Here is a 23,046-nt window from a genome sequence, read left to right as displayed (position 1 = left end):
GGCACACACCTCTCTCACGGTCCCTTGTGCGGCATGGCGGTGAGCACGATGAACGGCGGATCGAGATCGTGCTTGTAGATGAGCCGCACCTGGACCCAGTTCTTGCCTTCGGCCTTGGCGTTCATGCCGTCGTTAGTGTAATCGTCGCGCGACACGCTGCGGCCGACGTCCTGTCCCGGGAATTCCAGATAGAGCGGGGGCTGGATCTCGGATTTGTTGGGGTCGTAGTTCGGATTCGTCTGGATCTTCTTGCGGGTGCTGTCGATCCAGTCCGAGATCCGGTTCTCGTTCGCGTCGTCGCTGATCACGGACTGCGTGTACTTCTGCGCCGCCGCCAGGTCCGTGAACGAGGAGGCGGCGGGCGCGCCCGGCTGGTCGCGCAGCCGCATCCGCAGCTGGTCGTCGGTGAGCCCGACGTGCTTGTCGATCGGGTGGCTGTCGTAGAGCCCTTCCTGGCTGGCCAGGTCGATCGGATAGTAGAAGTCGTCCTCGTTCTGCCCGGGCACCATGAACTTGTGCTCGTGCTTGAACTCGTTGAGCGAACGCGCCCCGAAGGCCTGCGCCCTGGCCTGCTCGGACCGGTACGTGGGGACGGCCCTGTTCGCCTCCTCCAGGGCCGGCATCAGCTTGTCGAGCCGCGCCACGACCGCCCGGCACTCGGTCTCGTACGTCGTCACGGCCCGGCTCATCGCGGCCTGGTCGATCTCCAGGGTGATGTTGATGCCGAGGTCGCGGCCCATGGAGAGGATGCTCTTGCCGATCTTCTTGACGTCGCCCAGGTCGATGCCGTCCTTGATGTGCGGCAGCGCGTCCCAGACGGCCTTCTTCCAGATCCGCCACAGCTCGTGACGCATTTTCGAGGCCGCCACGGCGAACGCCCGCAGCGCCTGGCTGACTTCCTGCGTGGTGTCGAACAGGACGGTCATCACGGGGTGGCTGGCGCTGGTGCCGACCGAGGTGCCCGCGCCGCCGCTGTCGTGCTTCCACTCGTACCCGGCGGTCGACGTGCCCCAGGCCGTCGTGCCCCACAGGGAGCTGGTGAACGTGCGCATGGCGGCCTGCCATTCGCCGTTGTTCGGGTCGGAGATCGAGCCCACGGCCTGGTTGAGCAGCCCCTCGACCTGCCCGACGGAGAAACCGGGCTGGAGCCAGGCGAGCGCCAGCTTGTCGATCTCCTGGTAGTCGGGCAGCGGCAGGATGTCGGCGGCCTTGCCCCAGCGGAAGACGTGGTGCAGCAGCTTGCGGATGATGTCCATCGCCCAGTCGGGGACGCCTTCGAGCAGCCAGGAGATGAGGCCGCTCGAATAGTCGTCCATGTCACCCCACTTCAGATCCGTGATCCGGGAGTAGTGGGGCGGGGAGTCGATGACGTGGGGGAGCGGGAACTGCTGCGGCTGCGCGGTGCCGGAGGGGTGGCTCGCGGCCTCGGCCCGCGCGTAGTTGTTGGCGGTGGTGACGAAGCCGGTGGCGACGCCGCCGATGCCGGCGACGGCCTTGGCCCAGGTGTCGAGGAAGGTGTTGCCGACCTTCACGTACGAGGCGGAGACGGCCTCCGCCGCTGGCCCGTAGCCGCCGCAGTCCATGTACTGGCTGACGGCGTGCAGGAAGTCCTTGGCGGCCTTGTCCAGGTTGCCCTGCTGGATGACGACGGTGCCCGCCACCCCGTTCAACTGGGCGGGCGTGACGTCGAATCCGGCGCCCGGGGTGGTCGGCGCGGCGGGAGTCCCCATCAGGCCGCCCCCCAGCCGCGCAGCACGGCGCGGTGGGCGGAGCCGTAGTTGGCCTGCCCGTTGGTCACGACCTCGTGCAGCCACTTCTGGGCGGCCTGGAGGTCCTGCATCTGTCGGTCCCACTGGTCGAGCTCGTCGACGAACGCGTCGCGCGCCTCGCCGTCCCAGGCGAGCACGACCTTCTCCGTGCGCGCGTAGAGCGTCTCCAGCTTGGTGTTCAGCTGCTTGAGGATGTCTTCGAGCTCGGTGGCGAGATCGCCCAGCGTGCCGAAGTTGACGCCTATGTGGTCGTCGGACAAGAGAGCCCCCGTGCTCCTTGGTGATGCGATGCGTGGGTGATGCGATGCGTTCTCGGATGTCCCGTCAGATGTCCAGGATGGTGCTGCGCGGTCCGTCGGCCCCGGCCTCGGGCGCCTGCAGCTTCGCGGCCTCCGCCGCCACGTCCACGGAGCTCTCCATCTTCCGCAGCCGCCGCAGGTTCTCCATCTCCTGCTCGGTGAAGCCGTCGCGGCTGAGCCGCACGGCCTGTTCGAGGACGACGAGGATTTCGCGTATGCGTACGGCGTCCTCGGACGCGGCCCGGTGCAGGGACCGGTACGCCTTGCCGGTCTCGCCCTTCCAGCCAGCCTCGATCCGGTCGACGATGCCGTCCATCCGCCGTACCTGCCCGTCGATATGACGCTGCATCGTGTCGAGGTCGTCCGCGAGTTTCGTCAGATCCTCTTCCGAGGTCTTCAGATGCGCGTCGATGGTCATGGCCCCCGCCTTTCGTCGCTACCGCAACCCTAGCAACGAGCTACGACAGACGTTCGACAGGCGGGGGCCACGCGGGCATCGCAGGGGACTGCCGGGGACTCAGTGGACGCTCAGCCCGCCGTCGACGAACAAGGCCTGCCCCGTGACGTACGCGGAGGCCCGGCTCGCCAGGAAGACGGCGGCCCCCTCGAAGTCCTCGGCGATCCCGTTCCGCCCGACCATCGTCCGCGCCGCCAGCTCGGTGACCTTCTCCGGGTCGGCGGACAGGCGCTCGTTCAGCGGCGTCATCACGAACCCCGGCACGAGCGTGTTGCACGTGACGCCGTACGGGGACCACGCCTCCGCCTGCGACCGCGCCAGCGACTCCAGACCGCCCTTCGACACCCCGTACGCCCCCGACTGCACGAACGCGCGGTGCGCCTGCTGGGACGTGACGTGGATGATCCGCCCGAACCCGCGCTCGGCCATCCCCGGCCCGAACCGCTGGCCGAGGAGGAACGGCGCCTCCAGGTTCACGGCCATGGTCGTGTCCCAGACCTCCTCCGAGAGCTCGGAGAGCGGCGGGCGCAGGTTGATCCCGGCCGAGTTGACGAGGATGTCCGGCTCGCCGAACATCCCCGCCGCCTCCTCGGCGGCGGCCTTCACCCCGTCCCGGCTGCTCAGATCCGCGCTCACCCACGCGGCCTCCGCCCCCACCGCGACCAGCTCGTCGACAGCCGCCTTCAGCTCCGCCTCCCGCCGCGCCACGACCACCACGGACGCCCCCGCCCCCGCGAGGGCCCGCGCGATCGCCTTCCCGATGCCGGAACTCCCGCCGGTGACGAGGGCGGTGCGGCCGGCGAGCGAGAACAGCTCGTCGAGGTACGCCATCAGAGGCGCCCGCAGTCCGCGACGAACTCCCGCCAGGGGGCGGGAGCCAGGGTCAGCTGGGCGTCGTGGGGGCGCTTGGAGTCGCGGACGTGGATGGTGGTGGGGCAGGTGGCGACTTCTACGCAGTCTCCGTCGCCGCTGCTGCTGTACGTGGACTTGTGCCAGGAGAGAGCCACTTCGACGCAGTCGCCGTCGCCACCGCTGCTGTAGCTGCTCTTGAACCAGGCCAGGTCTGTGGTGCTCATGTAGCTCCTCGAATCTCCCGCAACAGGCTCTGGGAGTCTTCCAGGGTAAGAGCCTGTGACCGCATCCTGGCATATCGAATCTGCAGAATGCCGACCTCTTTCGGGTCCCTGAGCAGCAGCGCGCCTCGCTGGGCCTCGCAGTACGCGAACCAATGGTTGTCGGGCGTTTCCAGTAACTGCAAGGGCCCACCGAGACCCGCGTGGTGGCTCCTGCCCTGGGGCATGATCTGGATCTCGATGTTGCGCCGCTCGGACATGAGCAGGATGTGGTCGATCTGCGCGCGGTGCGTCTCAGGACCGCCCGTCTGCCTCCGCAGCACGTGCTCCTCGATGATGAAGTTGTAGGCGGTGGCGACCCGCTCGGTGAGCAGCTTCTGCCTCTTCTCGCGAGCGACGAGATTCTCCTCGATCTCCTCGTCGCTCAGGAGCGGTACCTGCCCCTCGAACAGCGTCCGCTGATACGCCTCCGTCTGGAGCAGCCCCGGCACCAGCCGGTTCTCGTACGTGTACAGGCAGAGCGCCTTCGCCTCCAGCTTCGCCCACTGGAGGAACCACTTCGCGAGACCCGGCTCCCGGGACAGGTGTTTCGCCGCCGCCCGGATCACCCCGAAGGCGTCCAGGACGTGTTCCGCCCGTTCGATGAACCTCTCCGAGGGCAGGCGCCGTCCCTGTTCGATGGAGGCGATCGTCTCCACCGAGTAGCGCACTCGCAGGGCGAACTCCTCCTGGGTGAGTCCCGCCCTTTTGCGGAACGCCTTGACCACCTCCCCGAAGGCCTTCAGGCTGTCCGAGGTCTCCGGTTCCGCATTGCCGTCCGTCATCACGCACGCACCTCCAAGCGGAATGGTCACGCGCGGTGACGAGTACTGTCCACCCTCCGAACCCGTACGCTCACCGAGCGTACGAGTTTCTGACCTGGTAACCCGCCCCGGGCGTCGCCACATTGGCCCCATGACCTCACAGAAGACACGCGAAGAGCCGGTTACCGTACGTGTGTTCACTCAGCGATTCAGCTCGACTCCGCGCGGCGCCCGGCTGGCCCGACGGCTCGCCCTCCACCAGCTCGACCGCTGGGGGATCCCGTACGGGAGTGCGGCGTCGGACGCGACGGCGCAGATCGTCGCCGAGCTCGCCGCGAACGCGGTGACCCACGGGCGGGTGCCGGGGCGGGACTTCGAGCTGGTGCTCTCGTACGCCCCGGCGACGCCCGCTCCGTACCTCCGTATCGACGTCTCCGACACCCGCACGGAACGCCGCCCCTGCCTCACGGAGGTGGGGCGGGGCCTGCGCCTCGTCGACGCGCTGGCGAGCCGTTGGGAGGTCCTGGCCCGGGTGCCCGTCGGGAAGACGGTTCGGGCGGAGGTCGATCTGTGAGCACGTCGTGGACGGCCGAGCGCTGCACCGAGCGCTGCTCGTGGCCGCAGCCCGCGCCGTGCTGGTGCTGCTCCGCGCCAGGTGTGTGAGGGCAGCGTGCGAGGGCAGGGCTCGTGAATTGGCTGATCAGCGGCCGATGTTGTTGGGTGTGCATGTCAATGGATCATCGTGGGCGGTCCGGCCGTGGCCGGGGCGCCAGAGGAGTTCACGTGAAGGCTGTTGTACGGGGGGCCGCTGTCGCCGCGCTGGTGGCGCTCGCCCTGACGGGGTGCGAGGACGGGAAAGCGCCGGCGGCGGGCGGTGCGGGGACGGGTGTTCCGACGGCGGGCGGTGCGGCGGCGGCCGGCGCGGGGGCGGCGGCTGCCTCCGGCGGGCAGTCCGGGGCGGGGACGCAGACGCCGCCCGTCTGGATCGACGCGACGGGACTGTTCTCCGCGCTCCCCACCGACGCCAACGTGGGGGACGTCTTCGTCGGCCAGGACCCCGTCGTGGTGCAGGGCGGCGAGGGCCGTGTCGCCTGTACCGACGAGACGGGCACGGAGTGCGCCGGGTTCCAGGCCGCCGGGAAGAAGGAGTCGGTGGCGCGCGGCTCGGCGGACGAGCGGAAGGTCGAGTTCACCCTCTTCACCTTCGCCACGCCGGAGCAGGCGGGCACCGCGATGAAGGGCCTGGCGGACCGGCGGCGGAAGCGGATCGCGGAGAACGGCACACCGCCGAAGCCGTTCACCCTGGACGCGGGCGCCGACGAGACCGACGCGTTCCGGGACGGCGACCGCAGCCTCGTCGTGATGCGCATCGGCAGCGTCGTCGCCTACGTCGACACGAACGACTCCGACACCGGAAACGTGCGGCATGTGGCGGAGGTCCAGGTCGCCCGGGTGAACTCCGTCGCCCGAGGCATCAACCCGGACCGCTGACCTTCGCGTGTCCGACCGGAGGACAACGAGCCCCACGGGGTGGCGGGACCTGCGGGTGCTGTTGTCGACGTAGGTGGTGGTCGTGCCGTTTGAAGGGCGCCCCTTCGAAGCGCGCCGCCGACGCGCCGGGGGCTCACACCGCCCCCAGCGCCTCCGTCGGTGTCAGCCGGGCCGCGCGCCCCGCCGGGTACAGGCCGGCCGCCGTCCCGATCAGGGCCGCGGCCGCCACGCCCGCCACCAGGATGTCCACCGGCAGCACCAGCGGCCAGCCCTGGGAGAGGGACCAGCCCGCCGTGACCAGCGCGCCCAGGGCGACGCCCGCCGTGCCGCCGGCGCCCGAGAGGGCGACGGACTCGGTGAGGAACTGGAGGCGGATCTGGCCGCGGCCCGCGCCCAGCGAGCGGCGCAGGCCGATCTCCGGGCGGCGTTCCAGGACGGAGATGACCATCGTGTTGGCCACGCCGACGCCGCCGACGAGCAGCGCGACCGCGCCGAGGCCGAGGAAGAGCGACGTGAACGCGGACTTGGCGGCCAGTTGCGCCTCCAGCGCGTCGGACGGGCGGCTGACCTTGACGTCCTGCGGACTCTCCGGGTTCGCGGTCGCCGCCAGGACCGCGCGGACCGCTTCCACCGACTCGTCCGGGGACCGCTCGTACACCGTCGTCGGATGCCCCTCGAAGCCGAACAGGGTGCGGGCCGCCTCCCAGCCTACGAGGGCCGAGCGGTCGATCTCCGGCGCGAGCGCCACCGGGTCGAGGATGCCGGTGACCGTGAACCAGCGTTCGCCCAGGTACACCTGACGTCCCGTCCGGTCGATGCCGAGGCGCTGCGCGGCCACCGAGCCGAGCACGACCGCCGGGTAGCGGCCGGTGGCCCCGTTGAGGAACCCGCCCTCGCGGACCGTGCCGCCGATCGTGCCGAGCAGATCGGTACGGGCCGCGCTCACGCCGATCCCGCCGCCCGCCAGCGGGTCGATGCGGTCGGTGCGGCGGACCGTCACGCCGGGCAGCGCGCCGGTCGCCGTGACCGACTGGACCGGACCGATGCGGCGGACCATCTCGACCGCGTCCTTCGGCAGCCGCGCCTCCGCACCGAAGAGGTCCCGGCCGGGGGAGACCGTCAGCAGGTTGGTGCCGAGCCGGCTGATCCGGCTCATCAGCTCGGCCTGGCCCGCGTTGCTGATCCCGAGGACCGCCACCATCGCGGCGATCCCGATCGCGATCCCGAGCGCGGACAGCACCGCCCGGGTGGGCCGGGCCCGCATCCCCACCAGGCCCACGCGCAGCACGTCGGCGACCGGCATACGGGCGGGGCGGGGGAGGCCGGAACGGGAGGCCCGGGGGGTCATGACGCCGCCCCACGGGCCGGGGCGGAGGCGTGCGGGGCCGGGATCGGCTCCCGGCCCGAGTCCGCCCGGATCCGCCCGTCCAGTACCTCCACCCGGCGCGGCAGGACCGCCGCGAGGCCCGGGTCGTGGGTGATGACCACGATCGTCGTCCCCTGCGCGTTCAGCTCCCGCAGCAGGTCGAGCACGCCCGCGCCCGCCGCCGAGTCCAGGTTGCCGGTCGGCTCGTCGGCGAGGATCACCGACGGGCGGATCGCGACCGCCCGCGCGATCGCCGTCCGCTGCCGCTCGCCGCCGGACATCTCGTGCGGCCGGTGGCCGAGCCGGTGCCCCAGGCCCACCTGGCGCAGCGCGGCCACGGCGAGCGCCCGACGCCGGCGGGCCGGGATGCCGTGGTAGAGCAGGCCCTCGGCGACGTTGTCGACGGCGCTGCGCCCCGGCGACAGGAAGAACTGCTGGAAGACGAAGCCGATCCAGCGCGCCCGCACCGCCGAGATCTGGCGGTCGGTCAGCGTCGCCACGTCGTGGCCGCGCAGCCGCACCCGCCCCGCGCTCGGGGCGTCCAGGGTCCCCATCAGGTGCAGCATCGTCGACTTCCCCGACCCGGATCGGCCGACCACCGCGAGGAGTTCGCCCTCCCGTACGGTCAGATCGACGCCGTGCAGCGCCCGGACACCGCCGGGGTACGTCTTGGAGACCCCCTCCAGAGCGATCACGGGCTCCGTCGCGGGGTCGGCGACAGGCTCGATCACAGGCTCGGTCACGGCAGCGGCACCTCCACCCGCATCCCCTCGCGCAGCCCCGCGCCCGAGACCTCCACCCGGCCCTGCGCGAACACCCCGAGCGTCACCGGCACCAGCCGGCCCTCCGGGGTCTCCACCGCGTACCCGCCCTCCGCGAGGGCGAGCAGCGCGGGCACCGGGACGGCGAGGACGCCGTCGCGGCGCTCGCTCGTGAAGTCGACCTGGACCGGGGCGCCGTCCAGCGCCCCCACGTCCGCCGGCTTCGACAGGGTCACCTCGACCGGTACGGTCGCGTCGCCCGGCGCGCCCTGCGCCTGCCGGTCCGGGCCGCCGGTGGCCGCCGCGCGGGCCACCGTGCCCACCCGGGAGACCTTGCCGTCCGTCGCCTTCCCGCCGGGCAGCCGTACCCGGACGGCGGCGCCGTTCCTGGCGAGCTGCTGGCGTCCGACCGGCATGTCCACGGTGACGACCCGCCGGGTGCCGGTGAGGTGGAGCAGCGGGCCCTCGGCGGGGGCACCGACGATGCCGGGGATCTCCGTCACCCGCACCGGGCCCGGCTCCACCAGTACCTCGCCCGGGGCCACCTTCCCGGTGCGCTCGCGGCCCCGGTCCTCCTGCCAGTCCCGTACCGCCTCCGCCGTGCCGGGCGTGAAACGGGAGTCGTCGGCGAGCTCGTCCCCGTACCCGAGCGCCTTCAGGTTGCGCTTGACGACCCGTACGTCAGGGCCGTCGTCCACGTCCTCCTCCAGCGTGCGGTAGAGCGGGGTCGCACCGTAGAACAGGGGTACGGCGACCCCGTCCACGGCGTACGCGCGCTGCCCGCGGGTGACGGTGACGCCGACGTCCGGCAGCCAGGTGACGATCCCGCCGGCCCGGGGCGCGGTCACCGTGTACGCGCCCGCGTAGCCGAGGGTGCCGTCGATCCGCTCGCTCTGCACGAGGTCGGTGCGGACCACCGCCGCCGTGCCCGTGCGCGGCCCGGCGGCCGGGGCGTCCGGTCCGTCCGTACGGGACGACAGCACGACCCCGCCGGCGGCGACCGCGCCGAGCACCAGCACGGCGGCGCCGGTCAGCAGCCCGCGGCGGCCCCGGCCGCGCGGCGGAGGCTCCTCGTGCTCCTCGTCGGCGGTGAGGGTGAGGGGCTCCGTCACCGGACCGACGCCCGGCACTCGGTGATCGCCGTCCGCGCCTTCGGGTCGTTCGCCGCACCGGTCAGCTGGAGCGGCTTGCCCGGCTCCGGGTCCGCCACGTCCAGGCCCTTCTCCCGCAGGCAGCGGGCCAGCCGGACCGCCTTGTCCTGCGCCGTGGCGTCCGTGCCCTCCTTGCCGCCCGCGCCCAGCAGCCCCTGGCACTCGGCGAGCGCCTTCTGGGTCCGCGTGTCGCCCTTGGTGCCCGGCGGCAGCTGCACGTTCTCGTCGCCGGGGGCCGGGTCGGCCACCTCGATGCCGTGCTCGCGCATGCAGCCCGCGAAGGCCACGAGCTGGTCCTGCCGGCTGCCGCTGGGGGACGCCGACGCGGACGCCGACGCCGACCGGGTCCCGCCGCCGCTCGCCACCCCCGGGGTGTCGCCGCCACCGCCGCCGCACCCCGTCGCCAGGGCCGCGAGGGCCGCCACCGCCAGGGCTCCGCGCCGGAGCCGTCCCGTGATCGTCATGTGCGCTCCCATCCTCGGGCGTTCGTGGTGACAGATGTACCGAGGGCGGGGTTGCCGGGCCGTCTCCGTACCCGCTTACGGTGGCGAAACATCGCGGCGGGTATCACGAGTGCCGTACGGGCAACGGGCTGTTGTCATCGGCGACGACGAAGGGACGCGCACCCATGCGGGTACTGGTGGCGGAGGACGAGCGGATGCTCGCCGAACTGGTCGCGGAGGGGCTGCGCGCCCACGGCATGGCCGTCGACGTGGCCCTCGACGGCGACGAGGCCCTGGAACGCCTCACCGTCAACGACTACGACGTCCTCGTCCTCGACCGCGACCTGCCCGGCACCCACGGCGACGAGGTCTGCCGCGAGGTCGTCGCCTCCGAAGCGCGCACCCGGATCCTCATGCTCACCGCCGCCGGGCAGACCACCGACCTCGTCGCCGGGTTCGCGCTCGGTGCCGACGACTACCTCTCCAAGCCCTTCGAGTACCCCGAACTCGTCGCCCGCGTGCAGGCGTTGGGACGGCGGACCACCCGCGCCCTGCCGCCCGTGCTCGAACGGGCCGGCATCACCCTGGACACCCCGCGCCGCCAGGCCTTCCGCGACGGACGGTATCTGCGGCTCTCGCCCAAGGAGTTCGCCGTCCTGGAGGTCCTGCTCGCCGCCGAGGGAGCCGTCGTCTCCACCGAGGAACTCCTGGAACGCGCCTGGGACGAGAACGCCGACCCCTTCACCAGCGCCGTCCGCATCACCATGAGCAAGCTGCGCGCCAAACTCGGCGAGCCCCAGCTCATCGAGACGCTGCCCGGCAGCGGATACCGGATCTGAAGGCCGTCGTGACGCGTTTCCTCCGCCCCGCGCAGCGCTCGCTGCGCCTGCGCCTCACCGCGCTCTACAGCGGACTCTTCTCCGTCACCGGGCTGCTCCTCCTCGGCCTCACCTACCTCCTCTTCCGCGAACGTCTCACCGGCACCACCGTCCTCGTGCTTCCCAAGGACGCCCCGTACGCCGGCACCGCGCCGTCCCTCTCCAAAGCACAGGTCGCCGCCCTCGCCGAGCGGCTCCGCGAGGACGCCCTCGACCAGCTCCTGCTGATGTCGCTGCTCGCCCTGCTGGTCATGCTCGTCGCCTCCGTCGCGCTCGGCTGGCTCGTCGCCGGCCGCGCCCTGCGCCCCCTGCACACCATCGCCGCGACCGCCCAGCGCCTCTCCGCCGCCACCCTCCACGAACGCATCGGCCTCACCGGACCCGACGACGAGCTGAAGAACCTCGCCGACACCTTCGACGCCCTCCTCGACCGGCTGCACGCGGCCTTCGAGGCCCAGCGCCGCTTCGTCGCCAACGCCTCCCACGAGCTGCGCACCCCGCTCGCCGTGCAGCGGGCCGCGATCCAGATCCGGCTCGGCCGCGCCCGCCCGGAGGACCTGCCCCGCATCCAGGAGGAGCTGCTCGACACCAACCGGCGCAGCGAACGGCTCATCGAGGGGCTGCTCACCCTCGCCACCACCGACCGTGGCCTCGACCGGCGGGAGCCCGCCGACCTGGCCCTGATCGCCGCCGAGGCGGTGGGGCAGAGCAGGCCCGCGATCCACACGGCCGGCCTGCGGCTCGCCCTCGACCTGCGGCCCCTGCCGGTCACCGGGGACCCGGTCCTGCTGCACCAGCTCGTCGGCAACCTCGTGCAGAACGCGGTCCGCCACAACGTGCCCGGCGGGTCGGTCGAGGTCACCACCGGCCCCGACGGGACCCTCACCGTCCGCAACACCGGGCCGGTCGTCCCGCCGGGCGAGACCGACAGCCTCCTCGAACCCTTCCGCAGGCTCTCCCGCACCGGCGACGGCGCGGGCCTGGGCCTGTCGATCGTCCGCTCCATCGCCCAGGCACACGGCGGCACGGTCGGCCTCACCGCCCCCGCCGACGGCGGTCTCGTCGTCCGGGTCACGGTGCCGATGTGACCGGAGGGGCCGGAGGGGCCGGAGGGGCCGGGGTCCGGTCGTGGGATGGGCCGCAGGCCGGGGTACGGGGCGGACTGCGGGCCGGGTTACGGGCCGGGTTACGGGACGATCTTCCCCTTCGCGGCGAGCGCGGCCGCGATGGCGGCGGCCTTGGCCGCGCCGGGGCCGGGGCCGGGGCCCGGGCCGGTCACGGGAACGGGGGAGGGAGCGGGAGCCGCGCCCGGGACCACCGCGGGCGCAGCCGGAGCGACGCCCCCGCCCGCCGCCCCCGGCGCGTCCGTGTACGCCGCCGCCTGGAGGGCGAACAGGCGTGCGTACGAGCCGCCCAGGCGCATCAGCTCCTCGTGGGTGCCCTGTTCGGCGGCCCGGCCGTCCTCGATGAGGACGATCAGGTCCGCCCGCCGCACCGTCGAGAAGCGGTGCGAGATGTAGACGGTCGTGCGGCCCGCCGCCAGCTCACGGAGCCGGGAGAACAGTTCGTGCTCCGCCTCCGCGTCCAGCGCCGACGTCGGTTCGTCCAGGACGAGCAGCGCCCCGCGCCGCATGAACGCCCGGGCCAGCGCCACCTTCTGCCACTCCCCGCCGGACAGCTCGACCCCGGTGTCGAACCACTTGCCGAGCGCCGTCCCGTACCCGTGCGGCAGCCGTTCGACGAGCCCGGCGGCCCCGGCGCGTCCGGCGGCCTCCGCGATCCGCTCGCCGTCCTCCAGGCCGGGCAGGTCGCCGAGTCCGATGTTCTCCGCGACCGTGGCCTGGTAGGTGACGAAGTCCTGGAACATGGCGGCGACCTGGCGCCGCAGCGCCTCCGGGTCGAGCTCGCGGATGTCGGTGCCGTCCAGCAGGATGCGGCCGGAGTCGGGCTCGTACAGTCGGCAGAGCAGTTTGATCAGGGTGGACTTGCCGGCCCCGTTGCGGCCCACGACGGCGAGCGTGGCCCCGGCGGGGATCTCCAGGCAGACGTCGTCGAGCGCGGGCCGTTCCGCGCCCGGGTAGCGGAACGTGACGTGTTCCAGGACGAGATGGCCGCGCACCGGGCCGGTCAGCGGCCGGCCGCCCTCGGAACCGGTGCGGACGGCCAGCAGTTCGTACAGCTTCCGCAGGTACAGATGGTGCTCGTACATGCCGGAGGCGCCGCCGAACACGCCCTGGACGGCGGTCGCGACGGCGGTCGCCGCCGACGTGTACAGGATGAGGTCGCCGAGGCTCAGACGCCCGCGCACGGCCTGCAGCGCCACGTACAGATACGTCAGCGAACCGGCCAGCGTCGTCAGCAACGACCAGGCGTTGCCCACGAGATGACGTGCCGTCACCACGCCGCGCAGGGCCCGGTAGGCCGCCGCGCCGAGCAGCCGGAACCGCTCCGTCAGGAACGGCGCGAGACCGAAGACCTTGATCTCCTTCGCGTACGCGTCGGTCGACACCAGCCGCGACAGGTACTCCATCCGGCGCCGGATCGGCGAGGACCACAGCGTCACCTGGAAGCCGCGCATCCCGTAGCGCGCGTCGGAGACGAACGCCGGGACGGGCGCGAGCAGCGCCACCACCGCGACCAGCGGCCCGAGCCCGAACAGCAGGCCCACCATGCTCGCGAAGGTCACCGTGTGCTGGAGCAGCGTGAACGCCCCGCCGATCATCATCACCGGCCGCGTCGACGCCTCCTGCTGGGCCTGCCGCAGCAGGTCGTACGAGGCGGAGTCCTCGAAGAACGACAGCGGCAGCCGGCCCGCGTGCTCCATCACCCGCACCTGCACGCTCTGCGTCGCCCGCTCCTGGAGCAGCTGCTGGGCGATGCTCCGCACCGCCGTCGCCAGCGCGCTCAGCGCGAACACCCCGCACTGCACGGCCGCCAGCGCCACCAGGGCCGTCACGGTCGTCGTCGCGGGCGGATGCCAGGTGAAGCCCGGCAGGTCCACGGCGAGCGCGATCCGGTCGGGGTCCCCCGAACCGTGCAGCGCGGCGCCCCGCACCACCGTGTCGACGAGCAGCCGGGCCGTCATCGCGACCGCCGCCGGCACCAGGCCGACCAGGACCGTCGACAGCGCGAGCGCCACCGTGAGCCCCGGGCTCGCCGCCCACACCAGGGCCAGCACCCGGCCGAGCCCCGCCACCGTGCGGGCCGTGGCGCGCCCGGCGCCCCGCAGCGCGGCCACCGGACCACGCCGCGCCGACCCTTCCGGTCCTGGGGCGGGGAAGTCGACGGGGCCGGTCAGACCGCTGCCGCCGCTGCTCGCCGCCTCCCGGGCCGTGAACACCATCTGCCGCATCAGCACTCCTCCCGCTCGCCCGCCACATGGCCCCACACGACAGGACGTGCTCCATGACGACCGCCCCGCCCCTGATCCCGCGCGCGGTGCTCTTCGGCAACCCGCACCGCATGAGCCCGGCGCTCTCCCCGGACGGCGAACGGCTCGCCTACCTCGCGCCCGCCGCCTCCGGAGTCCTCAACGTCCACGCCGGGCCCTGGCGCACCCGGGACTTCCGCCCCGTCACCGCCGACGCGGGACGCGGCGTCCGCGCCTTCGCCTGGTCCGCCGACGGACGGCACATCCTGTACGTCCAGGACCGCGACGGCGACGAGAACACGCACCTGTACGCCGTCGACCCCGCCGACGGGCCCGGCTCGGCCCGTGACCTCACCCCCTACGAGGGCGTCCAGGCCAGGATCGTCTCCCTCGACCCGCGCCGCCCCGACCGGCTGCTCGTCGGGCTCAACCTGCGCGACCCGGCCGTCCACGACGCCTACCGCCTCGACCCGGCCACCGGCGCGCTCGAACTCGCCGCCCTCGACGAGGGGTTCAGCCGCTGGATCGCCGACGACCGGCTGCGGGTGCGCGGCGCGCTGCGCCCGCACCCGGACGGTTCCGTGAGCCTGCTCGTACGGGACACGGAGACGGCGCCGTGGCGCGAACTGCACCGCGCCGGACCCGAGGACGCTCCGGCGCTGCGCCCGTTCGGCTTCACCACCGGCGGCCGGACCCTGCTGGTGCTCTCCTCCGAGGGCTCCGACACCGCCCGGCTGCTGCGTCTCGACACGGCGACCGGCGCGGCGAAGGCGGTGTACGCGGACCCGGAGCACGACGTCGAGGGCGTCGGCGCCCACCCGGGCACCGGGGAACCGCAGTTCGTCCTCGTCCGGCGCGCCCGCAACGACCTCGAACTCCTCGACCCGGCCCTCGCCGAGGACTTCGCCGCGCTGCGGGCCGCCGCCCCGGGCGACGTCAGCGTGCTGGGCCGGGACCGCGCCGACCGGCACTGGCTGGTCCAGCACAACACCGACGACGCGCCCGCCGGCTACCGGGTGCTGCACCGGGCCGCGGCGGGCCGGCCGGCCCGCGTCGAGTACCTGTTCAGCCACCTCCCGGCCCTGGAGGGACGCCCGCTCGCCCCCGTCGAACCCTTCTCCTTCACCGCCCGCGACGGGCTGCGCGTCCACGGCTACCTCACCTTCCCGCCCGGCGCCGGCCGCCACCGGCTGCCGACCGTCCTGAGCGTCCACGGCGGACCCTGGACCCGCGACCAGTGGGGCTTCCGCGCCGAGAGCCAGTGGCTCGCCGACCGCGGCTACCTCTGCCTCCAGGTCAACTTCCGCGGCTCCACCGGCTACGGCAAGGAGTTCACCCGCGCCGGCGACCGCGAGTGGGGCGGCCGGATGCAGGACGACCTCCAGGACGCCGTCCGCCACGCCGTCGCCCTCGGCCACACCGACCCCGGCCGGGTCGCGATCTACGGCGGCTCCTACGGCGGCTACGCGGCGCTCGCCGGAGCCGCCTTCACCCCCGGCGACTACCGCTGCGCCGTCGCCGTCGCCGCACCCTCCTCGCTGCTCACCTTCATCGAGTCCGTGCCCGCGACCTGGGGGCCGATGGCGGCGATGCTGCGCCGACGGGTCGGCTCGCCGGAGGACGACGCGGAGTTCCTGCGCGCCCGCTCCCCGCTGTTCGCCGCCGACCGCATCCGGATCCCGCTGCTCATCGGGCAGGGCGCGCGGGACCCGCGGGTGCGGCGCGAGGAGTCCGAGCAGCTCGTCGCCGCGCTGCGGAGCGGCGGCGTTCCCCATGAGTACCTGCTCTTTCCCGACGAGGGGCACGGCTTCGTCCGGCCCCGCAACCGACTGGCGTTCTACGCGGCCGCCGAGCGTTTCCTCGCGGAACACCTCGGCGGCCGGTACGAGGCGTGAGGGGCGGTCCGGGCCGGACGGGGGCCCGGCCCGGACCGGCTCTCTCTACGCCAGGGTCAGCAGACCCTCCTGGAGCAGCCGGCGGACCAGCACCAGGCGGCCCTCGACGTCCAGCCGGCCGGTCACGTCACGGGCCGTGAACGGGGCCCGCGCGTCGAGCACGTACCGCAGCTCCGGCTCGATCCGGGCCGGCAGCCGCACCACCTTGCCGTGGAACTCCAGCTGGAGCCCCGTGTCCTCCGGGCGCAGCGACCACAGCAGCTCGGCCCTGCGCCGCACCCGGGTGTCGGGGCCGAGCGTGCGCAGCCCCTCCAGGTCCAGCAGATGCCCGTCCAGGACCGGGCGGCGGCCCACCAGGGCCCGGCTCGCGGCCCGCTCGACCAGCTCCGCCGGATCGACCGCCCCGGCGACCGAGCCGAGCAGCTCCGCGAGGGTCGCGGCGGCCCCGGCCCGCAGTTCCGGGTCGAGCGCGAAGCCGGGCGGCAGGGCGCCCCGGTAGCGCGGATCGCCCTCGATCGCCCGGTCCAGGGCGTCCTTGAGCACCGTCGACCAGAGCACCGGCAGCACGCCGAGCGTGATGTGCAGCGAGGCCTCGTCGTTGGAGGTGGCGTCGTGCACGGTGCCGCGCGGCATGTACATCAGGTCGCCGGGCCGCAGGTCGAACTCGCGGACCGGGGCGCCGGGACCGTCCTTGGGCCTGCGGTACGGCTGGTTGGCCAGCGGCAGCTCGTCGGGCGACTCGTACAGCCGCCAGCGCTTCGACCCCCACACCTGGAGCACGAAGACGTCATGCGTGTCGTAGTGGCTGGTGAGGCCCTGCGCGCCGGCCGGGGTCAGATAGGCGTTCGCCTGGAACCCGGCGCTGAACTCGCCCGACAGTGTGCGGCACAGTCGGCCGAGCGGCTCCCAGCGCTCGTGCAGGAACTTGAAGACGACGGTCGAGCCGCGCCGGTACAGGTCGTAGAGGACTTCGAGCCCGTTGCTCGGCCCGCCCGGACCCGACGCCGCCATTTCGACGAGCGGAATCTCCTGCCCGTTCACCACGACCTTGAGTTCGGAGGAACGGACACTGGAAGTGGAAAGAATATGGTCGACATCGCGGAAACTCAGCGAGGCCGCGAAATGGTCGGGATTCTCCCGGTGCACGACGAGGGGTTTCTTCTCCCAGTACGCGTGCTTGAACTCGTCGGGGGTCACGGGGGACAGGAGGCTGCTGAGGCCGAGCGAAGGCTGCGCCTGGGGCGCAGCCTTCCACCCGCCGTGGGTCACGGCCATACGGTCAGATCACCGGGTCCGACGGGTCGTTGTCGGCGATCACGAAGACCGGGTCGGTCGGGTCGTTGTCCGAGATCACGAAATCGGGCGTCGCGATCGGGGACGGCGAGACCTCGATCTCGTCCGGCCGCAACGAATTGCGCTCTTCCATGTTCCCTCCCGTTTCCTGGTGTTTCAGGAACTCCGTACAACTGTGCGGAGCGGCACCGATACTCGTCAGCACCGTGGAGGGCTGTCAACGCTTCAACGTGCCCTGTCCAATTACCTTCCAGGGGGTTTCTGCGGCACCGTTCCGTCAGGAGTTCCACGACATTCTTGACACGGTTCCCCAGGAGCGGAGACATCGCTGAAACGTGCCGTGGTCTACACCGATAGGCGGGAGTCGGACCGGAACGCTCCGACGCGAGGGGGGAGGATCGGTGACCCGACACGCGAGTGCGGCACAGCGCCACCGGGCCGTGCGGGAGGTGCTCGCCGGGCGGCCCGTCGCCGAGGTCGCACGGCGCCACGGCGTCTCCCGTCAGACGCTGTACGCCTGGCGGAAGCGGTACGCGGCGCACGGCGAGGGCGGTCTCGCGGACCGCTCACGACGCCCGCACGAGAGCCCCGCGCGGATCCCGCCCGCCGTGGAGGCGCTGATCTGTTCGCTGCGCGAACGGCACCCGGGCTGGGGCGCGGGCCGGCTCCGCGCGGCCCTCGACCGGCTCGGAGTGCCCGACGCCCCCTCACGGACCACGATCCACCGGGTCCTGGTCCGCAACCGGCTCCTCGTGCGCCGGACCCCGGCCGCCAGCGAGGAACTCGGCGGACTGATCGCAGCCGCCCGCGAGGCCCTGCGACAGCTCGGCGCGGCCCTGGACGGGCTCGAGGCGGAGGCGGTGGGGGAGGCGGGGGAGCTGGGGGAGCTGGGCGAGAGGGGCGAGCGGGGCGAGCGGGGAGAGTCGGGGGAGCTGGGGGAAGGGGTCCGCGAGGGGCTGTCCGGGCCCGCCGTCGAGAGTGGCCCCCAGCCTGGAGTGGGGCGGTCCAGGACTGCCTCCGAGTCCGCCTCCGAGTCCGCCGCCGAGTCCGCCTCGGAGCCCGCCGCCGGGCCCACCTCGGAGCCCGCCGCCGGGCCCACCTCCGAGTCCGCCGACAGGCCCGCCGCCGAGCCCGCCGACGCCCCCTGCGGGACCTGCGGGGTCTGCGCCCCGCCGGTCCGGCTGTTCGAGCAGGCGCCGGCGCCGCCCGCGTCAACCATCTCCCGGTACGGCACCCTCATCCCCACCCCGCGCGAAGTCGGCCGCAGGGCGGGGCCGTTGACCGAAACCGCGCGGTGCGGGTCCGAAGGGTGAGATCCGGGCGGACGCGCCGCGCGGGCCGGGGTCAGTCCCCGGCCGGGGCCGGCTGGAGGAGGTCCCAGCGGTTGCCGTACAGGTCCTCGAAGACGGCGACGGAGCCGTACGGCTCGTGCCGGGGGGCTTCGAGGAAGCGGACCCCGGCGGCGGTCATCCGGGCGTGGTCGCGGGAGAAGTCGTCGGTGTGCAGGAAGAAGCCGACCCGGCCGCCGGTCTGGGCGCCGACGGCCGCCGCCTGGGTGGCGTCCTTCGCGCGGGCCAGCAGCAGGCCGGTGCCGTGCGCGCCGCGCGGGCGGACGACGACCCAGCGGGTGCCGTCGCCACGGTCGGTGTCCTCGACGAGGTCGAAGCCGAGGGCGCGGGTGTAGAAGTCGACGGCCTCGTCGTAGTCACGGACGACGAGGGTGACCAGCGCGAGGGCGGGGAGGAGGGGCGCGGAGGGGCCCGTGGACGAGGAGGGCGGGTCGGTCAGGTCGGTCATGAGGGCAACGTAATACGTATGACGCGAGGGCCGCCAACGGACGCGCGGTGCGACAATGCCCCGCATGGACGTGACGGCACTGGATCGGCTCGCCGAGCGGGCGCGGGCCCTCGCCGACGCCGGCGGGCGCCGGGTGCTCGGCATCGCCGGGCCGCCCGGCGCCGGCAAGTCGACCCTCGCCGCCCGGCTGGCCGCCCGCCTCGACGGACGCGCCGTCCTCGTCCCCATGGACGGCTTCCACCTGGCCCAGGCCGAACTGGAGCGACTCGGACGGGCCGGCCGCAAGGGCGCCCCGGACACCTTCGACGCCGCCGGATACGCGGCCCTGCTCCGCCGCCTGCGCGCCGCCGAACCCGGCACCACCGTCTACGCGCCCGCCTTCGACCGCTCCCTGGAGGAGCCCGTCGCCGGATCGATCGCCGTGCCGCCCGAACTCCCGCTGGTGATCACCGAGGGGAACTACCTGCTGCACGACGAGGGCCCCTGGGCCGCCGTGCTGCCGCTGCTCGACGAGGCCTGGTACCTCGACCTCGACGCCCGCCACCGGGTGCCCCGGCTCGTCGCCCGCCACGTCCGCTTCGGCAAGGACGAGGAGCACGCCCGCCGGTGGGTCGCCGACTCCGACGAGGCCAACGCCCGCCTCGTGGAACGCGGGAGAGGCCGCGCCCACCTCGTCGTGCGCGGCGACTGACCCGTACGCGGGACCCGGCCGCGCCGGTACGGTGGGCCCATGACCCACGCGCCGGCGCTCCTCGTCATCGACATGCAGAACGCCCTCGCGGAGATCGCCCACCGCGCCCCCGAGACGATCGCCGTGATCGCCGGGCTGCGCGCCCGGGCCCGCGCCGCCGGGGTCCCCGTCGTCACCGTCCAGCACCACGGCCCGCCCGGCGGCGAACTCGCCCCCGGCACCGACGGCTGGCGGATCGTCCCCGAACTGGCCCCGGAGGAAGGCGAGTCCGTCGTCGCCAAGACCGGCGCCGACAGCTTCCTCGACACCCGCCTCGACGCCACCCTCGCCGCGCTCGGCGTCACCGAGCTCCTCGTCACCGGCTTCGCCACCGAGATCTGCGTCGACACCACGGCCCGCCAGGCCCTCAGCCGCCGCTACGACCTCGTCCTCGTCGCCGACGGGCACACCACCTCGGTACGCGGCGCCGAGGGCCCCTACGCCGAGCCCGACCGGTCCGTCGCCCACCACAACGAGATCTTCCGCCACCTCGACTTCCCCGGCCGCAGCATCCGCGTCCTGCCCGCCGCCGAGGTCGACTTCGGCGCGCCCGCCGGGGCGTCCTAGATGCGGTGACCGGGATGGTTCACCGTGACCGGAAGGCGGCTCGGGGGACGAGCGCACGCGAAGCGGCTGGTATTACTGGGGCATGCAGGAAGAGATTGCACGCTCCGCGATCGACACGTTCGTCTCCGCGTTCAACGCCTCGGACGACAGCTATGTGACGGCCCTGCTCTCCCAGGCTCTGACCTCGGACGTGGTCTTCTGGGGGCCGTTGGGCCGCAGCGAAGGAATCGCGGCGGTCGAGCGGTTCGTGCTGGACATCCGGCACCACCCGGCGGGGACCGGCACGATGGTGCGCTGCTCGGCGGTGGACATGCCCGGCGAATGGGCCCGGTACCAGTGGGTCTTCACCACGCCGGACGGAGGCCCCCGCCTGGCGGGAACGGACGTCGTCCATCTGCGGCGGAGCCTCATCGACCAGGTCATCGTCTTCGCGGGGGAGATCGAACCGTCCGCCTCCTGAGGGGCATCCTTCTGTCGCGTACACGGTGTGCGGTCACAGCACTAGCCCGCCGCGCGCTCCACGGCCGCCCGCGCGAGCGCCCGCACCACCGGATGCGGCCGGCTGCCGTCGCCCGCCAGCTCGGGCTGGAACAGGGTCGCCAGGAAGAAGGGGTGCCCCGGCAGCTCCGCGATCCGGATCTGGCCCTCGTCGTCCGCGCCGGTGAACCGCATCCCGTGGCGCTCCAGGGTGTCCAGGTGGCGCCCGTCCGGACCGTACGCGCAGTGGTAGCGCTCGGTCGTCCGCTCCGCCCCGAACACCGCCTCCGCGAGCGAGCCGGGAGTCACCCGTACCGCGCCCTCGTGGCCGACGAGGGAGCAGGCGAGCGGGGCGAGCAGCAGGTCCTCCGGGTCCGCCTCCGGGTCGTTCTCGGCGTGCGCGGCGCGTTCGAGCCCGCACACCTCACGCGCGAACTCGACCAGCGCGTGCTGGAATCCGGCGCAGGTCCCCAGGAACGGGATCCCCTCCTCGCGCGCGGTACGGATCGCCGCGAGCGCCCCGGCCTCGCTCACGTACGGACTGCCCGGCAGCAGCCACACCGCGTCGAACCCGCTCACCGCGCCCGGCACCTCCGCGTCACCCGACGGGATCCAGTAGGCGTCGAGCACGAGCCCGTCCCGCTCGGCCAGCGCGTCGAGGAGCAGCGGGATGCGGACATGGGACTTCACGTGGGGGGAGCGGTCGCCGACGAGGGCGATACGGGGGGTGCGGGGGGACGGCGCGCCTGAAGCGACGGCGGTCACGGCGGTGGCTGTGGCTGTGGTGTCTGCGGTGGCTGCGGTGTCTGCGGTGTTCATGGGGACCATGCTCGGCGGGCGTTCCCGTTCACGTCCAACGATGATTCGTGCACCGTCCATCACGATCACTTATCTCGCTCATCTCGCGGTGGGTAGGGTGAGGCCATGACCGCCACCAGCAGCGACACCGGGGACTGGGAGCGCCGCGTCGACGCCCTCTGGGCCGCGCTCGACACGTACGAGGACCCGGCCGAGTTCCGCGCCCGGATCGCCGAACTCGCCGACGAGCGCCCCGCCGACGACCCCGCCGCCCTCTTCGAGCGCGGCGCCGCGCACGACTCCACCGGCCTCCCCGAAGAGGCCGTGCGCCTCTACCAGCGGGCCCTCGACGCGGGCCTCACCGGACTGCGGCGACGCCGTGCCGTCATCCAGCTCGCCAGCAGCCTGCGCAACCTCGGACGCCCCGACCGGAGCGTCGAACTCCTCACCGAGGAGCGGGCGATCCCCGCCGAGCGGCTCGACGCCGACGAGACCGCCCTGGCCGGTGCCGTCGACGCCTTCCTCGCGCTCGCCCTCGCCGACACCGGCCGCGACCGCGAGGCCGCCTCCCTCGCCCTCGGCGCCCTGGCCCCCCTGCTGCCCCGCTACAACCGCTCCCTCGCGTACTACGCCCGGGCCCTGCTGGGCACCGAGCCCGACGCGTCCTGACCGGCCCGGCACCCCCGCCCCCATGGACCCGCACCTCCTCCGCACCTACCTCACCGTCGCCCGGCTCGGCTCCTTCTCGGAGGCGGCGCGGACACTCGGCTACACCCAGTCCGCCGTCTCCCAGCACATCGCCGCACTCGAAGCGGACCTCGGGCTTCCGCTGCTCACGCGCAGGCCCGTCGGCCCGACCCCGGCCGGTGAACGGCTCCTGGAGCACGCGGGTTCGCTGCTGCTGCGGCTCGACGCGGCGCGGGCCGACCTCGCCCGGTTCGCCGCCGCGCCCCGCGAGACGCTCACCCTCGTCGCCGCCCCGCTGGCCCTGGCGCCGCGCACCCTCGCCGCGCTCCCCGCCGCCGGGGTCACCCTGCGGACGCTGCCCCGCGACGAGGTGCCGGCCGCCGTCGCCACCGGGGCCGCCGACCTCGGGCTCGTCGACGGCATCGCCGCCCCCAGCGATCCGCTGCGGCTCCCCGACGTCGCCCCGTTCACCGCCCGGCGGGTCGCCGAGGAGCCGCTCGCCGTCGTCCTGCCCGCCGGCCACCCGCTCGCCGGGCGCCCGGGGCTGCGGCTCGCCGACCTGGTCGACGCCCGCTGGCTCGACGCCCCCGAGGCGGCCTTCCCGCTCGACCGGCTGCGCGCCGCGCACGCCGGGCCCGCGGGCCACGGCTTCCGCCCGGCCCTGCGCTACGAGGGCACCGACGCCCGGACCGTCGCCGCGCTGGCCGCCGCCGGCCACGGCCTGGCCCTGCTGCCCGCCCCGGCCGCCACCGGGATCCCGGGGGCCGCCGCCGTCCCGCTCACCGCGCCCCGCCTGGTCCACCGCACCGAACTGCTCCGTCCGAACGGCGAACCGACCGGCCTCGCCGCCGAGTTGATCGCCCGACTCGACGCCCCGCCCGCGACCGGTCGCTAGTCTGACCCGAACGGAACGGACGGAACGAACGACGACGAGAGGCGGG

At 73.6% G+C, this 23,046-nt stretch carries 26 protein-coding genes; 11 read left to right on the top strand and 15 right to left on the bottom strand.

Going from position 1 to position 23,046, the window contains the following annotated elements; genetic code table 11:
- Positions 1-14: 14 nt before the first annotated feature.
- From ACZ3ZE_RS25260 to ACZ3ZE_RS25235, 6 genes are all read right to left on the bottom strand, one after another.
- Positions 15-1,730: an RNase A-like domain-containing protein gene (locus ACZ3ZE_RS25260; RefSeq protein WP_467260797.1), complete on the bottom strand. Its 1,716-nt coding sequence runs from the start codon at positions 1,728-1,730 to the stop codon at positions 15-17.
- A complete protein-coding gene (locus ACZ3ZE_RS25255) occupies positions 1,730-2,029 on the bottom strand; it encodes a WXG100 family type VII secretion target (protein WP_361176983.1) in 300 nt (99 codons plus the stop codon). The genes ACZ3ZE_RS25260 and ACZ3ZE_RS25255 overlap by 1 nt, the downstream gene beginning before the upstream one ends.
- A 64-nt stretch (positions 2,030-2,093) precedes the next feature.
- On the bottom strand, positions 2,094-2,486 hold the full coding sequence (locus ACZ3ZE_RS25250; protein ID WP_361176985.1) for a WXG100 family type VII secretion target: 393 nt from the start codon (positions 2,484-2,486) through the stop codon (positions 2,094-2,096).
- 99 nt (positions 2,487-2,585) lie between these two features.
- The gene (locus ACZ3ZE_RS25245; protein WP_361176987.1) at positions 2,586-3,356 is read right to left on the bottom strand and encodes an SDR family NAD(P)-dependent oxidoreductase; all 771 of its coding nucleotides are present in this window, start codon (positions 3,354-3,356) and stop codon (positions 2,586-2,588) included.
- A complete protein-coding gene (locus tag ACZ3ZE_RS25240; protein ID WP_467260795.1) occupies positions 3,356-3,601 on the bottom strand; it encodes a DUF397 domain-containing protein in 246 nt (81 codons plus the stop codon). The genes ACZ3ZE_RS25245 and ACZ3ZE_RS25240 overlap by 1 nt, the downstream gene beginning before the upstream one ends.
- Entirely contained in the window at positions 3,598-4,422 is an 825-nt protein-coding gene (locus ACZ3ZE_RS25235; RefSeq protein WP_361176991.1) for a helix-turn-helix domain-containing protein, read from the bottom strand. The genes ACZ3ZE_RS25240 and ACZ3ZE_RS25235 overlap by 4 nt, the downstream gene beginning before the upstream one ends.
- 130 nt (positions 4,423-4,552) lie before the next feature.
- On the opposite strand from ACZ3ZE_RS25235, the gene ACZ3ZE_RS25230 reads away from it, so the two are divergent.
- On the top strand, positions 4,553-4,975 hold the full coding sequence (locus ACZ3ZE_RS25230) for an ATP-binding protein (RefSeq protein ID WP_361176993.1): 423 nt from the start codon (positions 4,553-4,555) through the stop codon (positions 4,973-4,975).
- Between the two features lie 209 nt (positions 4,976-5,184).
- Complete coding sequence (locus tag ACZ3ZE_RS25225; RefSeq protein WP_361176995.1) at positions 5,185-5,892, top strand: hypothetical protein; 708 nt, start codon at positions 5,185-5,187, stop codon at positions 5,890-5,892.
- Between the two features lie 133 nt (positions 5,893-6,025).
- On the opposite strand, the gene ACZ3ZE_RS25220 is transcribed toward ACZ3ZE_RS25225, so the two are convergent.
- Genes ACZ3ZE_RS25220 through ACZ3ZE_RS25205 form a run of 4 tightly spaced genes read right to left on the bottom strand, consistent with a single transcriptional unit; the run spans position 6,026 to position 9,634 of the window.
- Complete coding sequence (locus ACZ3ZE_RS25220; RefSeq protein ID WP_361628900.1) at positions 6,026-7,240, bottom strand: ABC transporter permease; 1,215 nt, start codon at positions 7,238-7,240, stop codon at positions 6,026-6,028.
- Entirely contained in the window at positions 7,237-8,001 is a 765-nt protein-coding gene (locus ACZ3ZE_RS25215) for an ABC transporter ATP-binding protein (RefSeq protein ID WP_363293079.1), read from the bottom strand. The genes ACZ3ZE_RS25220 and ACZ3ZE_RS25215 overlap by 4 nt, the downstream gene beginning before the upstream one ends.
- Positions 7,998-9,131 carry a peptidoglycan-binding domain-containing protein gene (locus tag ACZ3ZE_RS25210; protein WP_361628906.1) on the bottom strand — a complete coding sequence of 378 codons (1,134 nt, stop codon included), beginning with the start codon at positions 9,129-9,131 and terminating at the stop codon, positions 7,998-8,000. Before ACZ3ZE_RS25210 ends, ACZ3ZE_RS25215 begins: the two co-directional genes overlap by 4 nt.
- Positions 9,128-9,634: a hypothetical protein gene (locus ACZ3ZE_RS25205; protein WP_361177003.1), complete on the bottom strand. Its 507-nt coding sequence runs from the start codon at positions 9,632-9,634 to the stop codon at positions 9,128-9,130. Before ACZ3ZE_RS25205 ends, ACZ3ZE_RS25210 begins: the two co-directional genes overlap by 4 nt.
- A gap of 164 nt (positions 9,635-9,798) precedes the next feature.
- Between ACZ3ZE_RS25205 and ACZ3ZE_RS25200 the strand changes: the two genes are divergently transcribed.
- A complete protein-coding gene (locus ACZ3ZE_RS25200; protein ID WP_361177005.1) occupies positions 9,799-10,452 on the top strand; it encodes a response regulator transcription factor in 654 nt (217 codons plus the stop codon).
- Positions 10,453-10,460: 8 nt separating this feature from the next.
- Positions 10,461-11,579 carry a sensor histidine kinase gene (locus ACZ3ZE_RS25195; protein ID WP_361177007.1) on the top strand — a complete coding sequence of 373 codons (1,119 nt, stop codon included), beginning with the start codon at positions 10,461-10,463 and terminating at the stop codon, positions 11,577-11,579.
- Positions 11,580-11,677: 98 nt separating this feature from the next.
- On the opposite strand, the gene ACZ3ZE_RS25190 is transcribed toward ACZ3ZE_RS25195, so the two are convergent.
- Positions 11,678-13,843: an ABC transporter ATP-binding protein gene (locus ACZ3ZE_RS25190; protein WP_467260793.1), complete on the bottom strand. Its 2,166-nt coding sequence runs from the start codon at positions 13,841-13,843 to the stop codon at positions 11,678-11,680.
- 53 nt (positions 13,844-13,896) lie between these two features.
- Here ACZ3ZE_RS25190 and ACZ3ZE_RS25185 point away from each other — a divergent pair, with 53 nt between their 5' ends.
- Positions 13,897-15,756 (top strand): S9 family peptidase, encoded by a 1,860-nt coding sequence (locus ACZ3ZE_RS25185; RefSeq protein ID WP_467260791.1) that lies wholly within the window; start codon positions 13,897-13,899, stop codon positions 15,754-15,756.
- Positions 15,757-15,801: 45 nt separating this feature from the next.
- Here ACZ3ZE_RS25185 and ACZ3ZE_RS25180 read toward each other — a convergent pair whose 3' ends face one another.
- Positions 15,802-17,031: a cupin domain-containing protein gene (locus ACZ3ZE_RS25180; RefSeq protein WP_361177013.1), complete on the bottom strand. Its 1,230-nt coding sequence runs from the start codon at positions 17,029-17,031 to the stop codon at positions 15,802-15,804.
- 4 nt (positions 17,032-17,035) lie between these two features.
- Positions 17,036-17,182 carry a hypothetical protein gene (locus ACZ3ZE_RS25175; RefSeq protein WP_165590942.1) on the bottom strand — a complete coding sequence of 49 codons (147 nt, stop codon included), beginning with the start codon at positions 17,180-17,182 and terminating at the stop codon, positions 17,036-17,038.
- A gap of 268 nt (positions 17,183-17,450) precedes the next feature.
- Between ACZ3ZE_RS25175 and ACZ3ZE_RS25170 the strand changes: the two genes are divergently transcribed.
- A complete protein-coding gene (locus ACZ3ZE_RS25170; RefSeq protein WP_467260789.1) occupies positions 17,451-18,362 on the top strand; it encodes a helix-turn-helix domain-containing protein in 912 nt (303 codons plus the stop codon).
- 31 nt (positions 18,363-18,393) lie between these two features.
- Here the strand turns inward: ACZ3ZE_RS25170 and ACZ3ZE_RS25165 are convergent, their stop codons facing one another.
- Positions 18,394-18,846 carry a VOC family protein gene (locus ACZ3ZE_RS25165; RefSeq protein ID WP_467260787.1) on the bottom strand — a complete coding sequence of 151 codons (453 nt, stop codon included), beginning with the start codon at positions 18,844-18,846 and terminating at the stop codon, positions 18,394-18,396.
- Positions 18,847-18,901: 55 nt separating this feature from the next.
- Between ACZ3ZE_RS25165 and ACZ3ZE_RS25160 the strand changes: the two genes are divergently transcribed.
- The 3 genes from ACZ3ZE_RS25160 (at position 18,902) to ACZ3ZE_RS25150 (ending at position 20,603) form a co-directional block, all read left to right on the top strand.
- Positions 18,902-19,537: a nucleoside/nucleotide kinase family protein gene (locus tag ACZ3ZE_RS25160; RefSeq protein ID WP_467260785.1), complete on the top strand. Its 636-nt coding sequence runs from the start codon at positions 18,902-18,904 to the stop codon at positions 19,535-19,537.
- A gap of 39 nt (positions 19,538-19,576) precedes the next feature.
- Positions 19,577-20,143: an isochorismatase family protein gene (locus tag ACZ3ZE_RS25155; RefSeq protein WP_361628921.1), complete on the top strand. Its 567-nt coding sequence runs from the start codon at positions 19,577-19,579 to the stop codon at positions 20,141-20,143.
- Positions 20,144-20,225: 82 nt separating this feature from the next.
- A complete protein-coding gene (locus tag ACZ3ZE_RS25150; RefSeq protein WP_361177021.1) occupies positions 20,226-20,603 on the top strand; it encodes a nuclear transport factor 2 family protein in 378 nt (125 codons plus the stop codon).
- Positions 20,604-20,644: 41 nt separating this feature from the next.
- Here the strand turns inward: ACZ3ZE_RS25150 and ACZ3ZE_RS25145 are convergent, their stop codons facing one another.
- On the bottom strand, positions 20,645-21,439 hold the full coding sequence (locus tag ACZ3ZE_RS25145) for a CTP synthase C-terminal region-related (seleno)protein (RefSeq protein ID WP_467260783.1): 795 nt from the start codon (positions 21,437-21,439) through the stop codon (positions 20,645-20,647).
- A gap of 105 nt (positions 21,440-21,544) precedes the next feature.
- Between ACZ3ZE_RS25145 and ACZ3ZE_RS25140 the strand changes: the two genes are divergently transcribed.
- Together ACZ3ZE_RS25140 and ACZ3ZE_RS25135 are read left to right on the top strand one after the other, a co-directional pair.
- On the top strand, positions 21,545-22,087 hold the full coding sequence (locus ACZ3ZE_RS25140) for a tetratricopeptide repeat protein (protein ID WP_361177025.1): 543 nt from the start codon (positions 21,545-21,547) through the stop codon (positions 22,085-22,087).
- 22 nt (positions 22,088-22,109) lie between these two features.
- On the top strand, positions 22,110-23,000 hold the full coding sequence (locus ACZ3ZE_RS25135; protein ID WP_361177027.1) for a LysR family transcriptional regulator: 891 nt from the start codon (positions 22,110-22,112) through the stop codon (positions 22,998-23,000).
- Positions 23,001-23,046 lie beyond the last annotated feature (46 nt).

The sequence above is a fragment of the Streptomyces sp. NPDC023157 genome (assembly GCF_055560575.1).
The sequence above is the reverse complement of the archived record's forward strand: the minus strand, read 5'-3'. Positions and strand labels throughout refer to the sequence as shown.